This window comes from uncultured Legionella sp. (assembly GCF_937871865.1).
In the GTDB taxonomy this organism is placed as follows: Bacteria; Pseudomonadota; Gammaproteobacteria; order Legionellales; family Legionellaceae; genus Legionella.
The window spans coordinates 1-4,001 of the sequence record NZ_CALMPD010000233.1; the positions used below are offsets into that span (position 1 = coordinate 1).

Consider the following 4,001-nt stretch of genomic DNA (forward strand, 5'->3'; position numbering starts at 1 on the left):
AGTACTACCTATCAAATCACACAGTTTCTAAAATACTCTTTACTCCACAAAATTCGGCCAAAGCCTGAGTTTCTGGAGATATCCCTATCACATCAAAAATCTTGTTACTGTGTTTACATAATTTTCTTGCTTCAATTAATAATGCCAGGCCTGCGCTATCACAGTGTGCTACCTCACTCAAATCGAGGCAAAATCGATTGTCTTTTCCCTCTGCCAGTGCTTTAAACAACTTGGCACGGACAGATACTACCGATTTGAATGTCAGCTCAGGGCCTGGTTTAAAATTAATTTGGTCTTCCATCATGCAGCCTTTTGAGCTTGTTTCTTCTGCATTTCTTTAATTACTTCAGTAATGCTTGAATGCTGAAGTGCTTGAGCAAATTGAGATCTGAAACTCTGTAACAGACTCACGCCTTCAACACTTATATCATAAATTTTCCATTGCCCATTCTTCGCAACCAAACTATAACTTAAGGGAATATTTTGCCCTTTTGAACGAACAATAACACTATTTACTCTGATAAACCGACTATCCAATGAGCCTCGTAAAGGTAAAAACTGAACAGTTTCATCAGAGTATTGGGTCAGAGGACTGGAATAAGTACGGATAACCAGTCGTGTAAATGCTTGTGAAAACTGGCTACGTTCAGCTGCACTGGCTTTACTCCATGCCTGACGGCCTAAAACCGACCGAGACATTCCGGCGACATCAACATTAGGTAACAGATAAGTTTCTACAGCCTTGTAAATAATCGAAGGATTACTTTTCAAACTGGATTTGTTTTCCTTGAGAGTTGCAATAATATCATTAGCAGCATGCTCAAGCATAGGTACAGGAGAAGTTTGCGCTACTATCATTTGTGAAAAAGACATACTGGCGACTAGTAAAATTGTTTTCAATACTCTCATGGTTCACCTATTTCTTAATATTAAATAATAATTGGCCTATAAGATTCTCAAGAATAATCGCTTCCTGAGTTTTTGCAATCACATCCCCTTGTCGTAAATAAGGATGAGACGTACTCTCTTCATCATCAAAACCGGGAACAATACTAATATAATTAGAACCAAGCAAGCCTTCGGTCAAAATTCGTGCAGATGAATCTTCATAAGGTATTTTCTTGTCACTTCTTAACATCATTGTCACTCTGGCATTCAACTCACCAGGTTGCAATTCAATTTTACTTACCTCACCAATTCTAACACCTGCAACAGTAACTGGTGCTCGCACTTTCAACCCACCAATATCTGTAAAATCTGCAGTTATTTCATAGCCTTTACGTGAACTGTAATTACTAAAACCACTTACTTTCATGACCATCACCAGTAACGCGACCAGGCCAAGCAACATAAAAATGCCTACGCTTATGTCAATATAACGTTGCTTATTCATTTACCAATCTCCAATCATCATTGCAGTCAACAAAAAATCGAGCCCTAATACAGCAAGCGATGAATAAACTACTGTCTTAGTCGTCGCCTGACTAATGCCCTCCGCTGTTGGCACACACTCAAAACCCTGGAATACCGCAATCCAGGTTACAACAAACGCAAAAACCAAACTTTTAAGAATTCCACTAAATACATCAGTGCGAAAATTAACTGCTGCCTGCATATTTGACCAGAAACTACCTGCGTCTACTCCTAACCAATGTACTCCAATAAAATATCCACCATAAATAGCTACAGCGGAAAAAATTAATGCAAGTACCGGTAAAGCGATAAATCCTGCCATAAAACGGGGATAAATCACTCTGCCTAATGGATCAACACCCATCATATCCATACTGGATAATTGCTCTGTCGCTTTCATTAGCCCAATTTCTGCAGTTAATGCCGAGCCTGCTCTTCCGGCAAACAATAAAGCGCTAACAACAGGGCCTAACTCTCTTGCAATACTTAAGGCGAGCAATTGTCCCAGCTGGCTCGCAGCACCAAATTTTTGTAAGGTATTATAACCTTGTAATCCCACAACCATCCCAATAAACAGCGCAGACACAACAATGATCAAACAAGACAACACCCCAACAAAATAGAGTTGGTGTCGCAATAAAGGCCATAACTTGGGTATATTAGGCTTTCTGAACAGCATGGTAAATAAGAATAAACCTGAAGTACCAATATTTTGTATTATCTGTACACCACGATTACCAAGACGCGCGATAGAATCAAGCATCTAATAGCTCCTCTGTATAAGGTCTGGCTGGATAATGGAATGGAACCACTCCATCCGCTTCGCCATGCATAAATTGTCTCACCTGAGGCTCTGAGGATTTGATTAATTCGTCAGGAGTTCCCTGCCCTATAATTTTACCACCGGATATCAAATAAATATAATCGGCGATCGAACAGGTTTCTTCAACATCATGAGACACAATGATGGTAGTGGTATGCAGCAATTGATTAAGGCGTTTAATCAAGCGCACCAAAACGCCCATTGAAATAGGATCCTGCCCGGTAAAAGGCTCGTCATACATCATTAAATCGGGATCAAGTGCTATGGTACGTGCCAAAGCAACTCGTCTGGCCATCCCACCGGATAACTGAGCAGGCATTAAATCCGCGGCGCCACGTAAGCCAACGGCTTCAAGTTTCATTAAGACTATATCACGCAACATCGATGCATTTAATTGAGTATGTTCTCGCAACGGGAACGCAACATTTTCGAATACGGACAAATGAGTAAACAAAGCACTGCTTTGAAAAAGCAGGCCCATGCCTCGTCGTGCTTCATATAATGTTTTACGAGAAAGGCGATGGATGTTTTGACCATGCACGACAATTTCACCGCTATCAGGCGTCAGTTGGGCGCCAATCAACCTTAATAATGTTGTTTTTCCAGAACCACTAGGCCCCATGATTGCAGTGATTTTGCCTTGCTTTACTACCATATCAATGCCATCAAAAATGTAGCGGTTATCCCGGGTAAAGGTCAGATTATTAATTTCAACCCAATTTTCAGGCATGCTCTCATTTCCAATTTTAGTCTGAAGTAGAAGTATATACTGGTTCACGGAAAAATGTGGTTTTTAATTGCGTTTGAATTAAAAAAAATTTGTTTATAAAAAAAATTAGGGTTACATCATCCAAAAACATTGTGTTAGAATGAAAAATACACAGAAAATAATACAATTTGCCTATGAATTTTTGCACACTTGGACTAGCAGTTATAGAAACTGAAGCACAAGCTGTCTTTGAATTAACTCAACGAATAGATGCCCGATTTGAAAAGGCATGTCAATTATTGCTTGCTTGTAAAGGCCGTATAGTAGTCACTGGAATGGGAAAATCAGGGCATATCGCTAATAAACTGGCAGCAACATTTTCAAGTACAGGCAGTCCCGCATTTTTTATGCACCCCGGTGAGGCAAGTCATGGTGATTTAGGAATGATTACACGGCAAGATATTGTCGTTGCAATTTCGCACTCTGGTAATACTCATGAAATAGTTACCATTTTACCCTTGTTAAAACGTCTGGAAGTTCCTTTAATAACCTTAACAGGAAATACAGAATCCATACTGGCTAAATCTGCCGACGTCACTCTTGATGTCAGCATCAAAAGTGAAGCTTGCCCCTTAGGTCTTGCTCCAACAACCAGCACTACCGTTTCTCTAGTAATGGGGGATGCATTGGCAGTAGCCCTACTTCAGGCAAGAGGCTTCAGCGCTGAAGATTTCGCTCTGTCGCACCCTGGCGGTACCTTAGGCAAAAAACTCCTGCTTCGAATTGATGACCTGTGTCATAAAGAAAGCAACCTACCCTTAACTAGTGAAAAAGCAACCATTAGTGAAGCATTAATCGAAGTTACAGAGAAAAAGCTTGGTATGACCTGTGTGGTAAACAGTCATGGGTATTTGGTGGGAGTTTATACGGATGGAGACATACGTCGGACTCTGACAAGTCAATACGATATCAATACGACCCAACTAAAGGATGTCATTACAGGCAACTGCAGAACCATACCGATGGGCATGCTGGCAGCAGAAGCTCTGGCAATCA

At 40.6% G+C, this 4,001-nt stretch carries 6 protein-coding genes; 1 reads left to right on the top strand and 5 read right to left on the bottom strand.

Annotated features, from left to right (window positions below):
* Positions 1-16: 16 nt before the first annotated feature.
* Genes Q0495_RS12425 through Q0495_RS12445 form a run of 5 tightly spaced genes read right to left on the bottom strand, consistent with a single transcriptional unit; the run spans position 17 to position 2,966 of the window.
* Complete coding sequence (locus Q0495_RS12425; protein WP_298626846.1) at positions 17-301, bottom strand: lipid asymmetry maintenance protein MlaB; 285 nt, start codon at positions 299-301, stop codon at positions 17-19.
* Positions 301-909, bottom strand: coding sequence for a phospholipid-binding protein MlaC (locus Q0495_RS12430; RefSeq protein ID WP_298626836.1), 609 nt, complete (start codon positions 907-909; stop codon positions 301-303). Before Q0495_RS12430 ends, Q0495_RS12425 begins: the two co-directional genes overlap by 1 nt.
* 7 nt (positions 910-916) lie before the next feature.
* On the bottom strand, positions 917-1,393 hold the full coding sequence (gene mlaD, locus Q0495_RS12435; protein WP_298626838.1) for an outer membrane lipid asymmetry maintenance protein MlaD: 477 nt from the start codon (positions 1,391-1,393) through the stop codon (positions 917-919).
* Positions 1,394-2,176 carry a lipid asymmetry maintenance ABC transporter permease subunit MlaE gene (gene mlaE, locus Q0495_RS12440; protein WP_298626840.1) on the bottom strand — a complete coding sequence of 261 codons (783 nt, stop codon included), beginning with the start codon at positions 2,174-2,176 and terminating at the stop codon, positions 1,394-1,396.
* The gene (locus Q0495_RS12445) at positions 2,169-2,966 is read right to left on the bottom strand and encodes an ATP-binding cassette domain-containing protein (protein ID WP_298626842.1); all 798 of its coding nucleotides are present in this window, start codon (positions 2,964-2,966) and stop codon (positions 2,169-2,171) included. Before Q0495_RS12445 ends, mlaE begins: the two co-directional genes overlap by 8 nt.
* A 173-nt stretch (positions 2,967-3,139) precedes the next feature.
* Here Q0495_RS12445 and Q0495_RS12450 point away from each other — a divergent pair.
* The coding region (locus tag Q0495_RS12450; RefSeq protein ID WP_298626844.1) for an SIS domain-containing protein at positions 3,140-4,001 on the top strand (862 nt) is incomplete at its 3' end.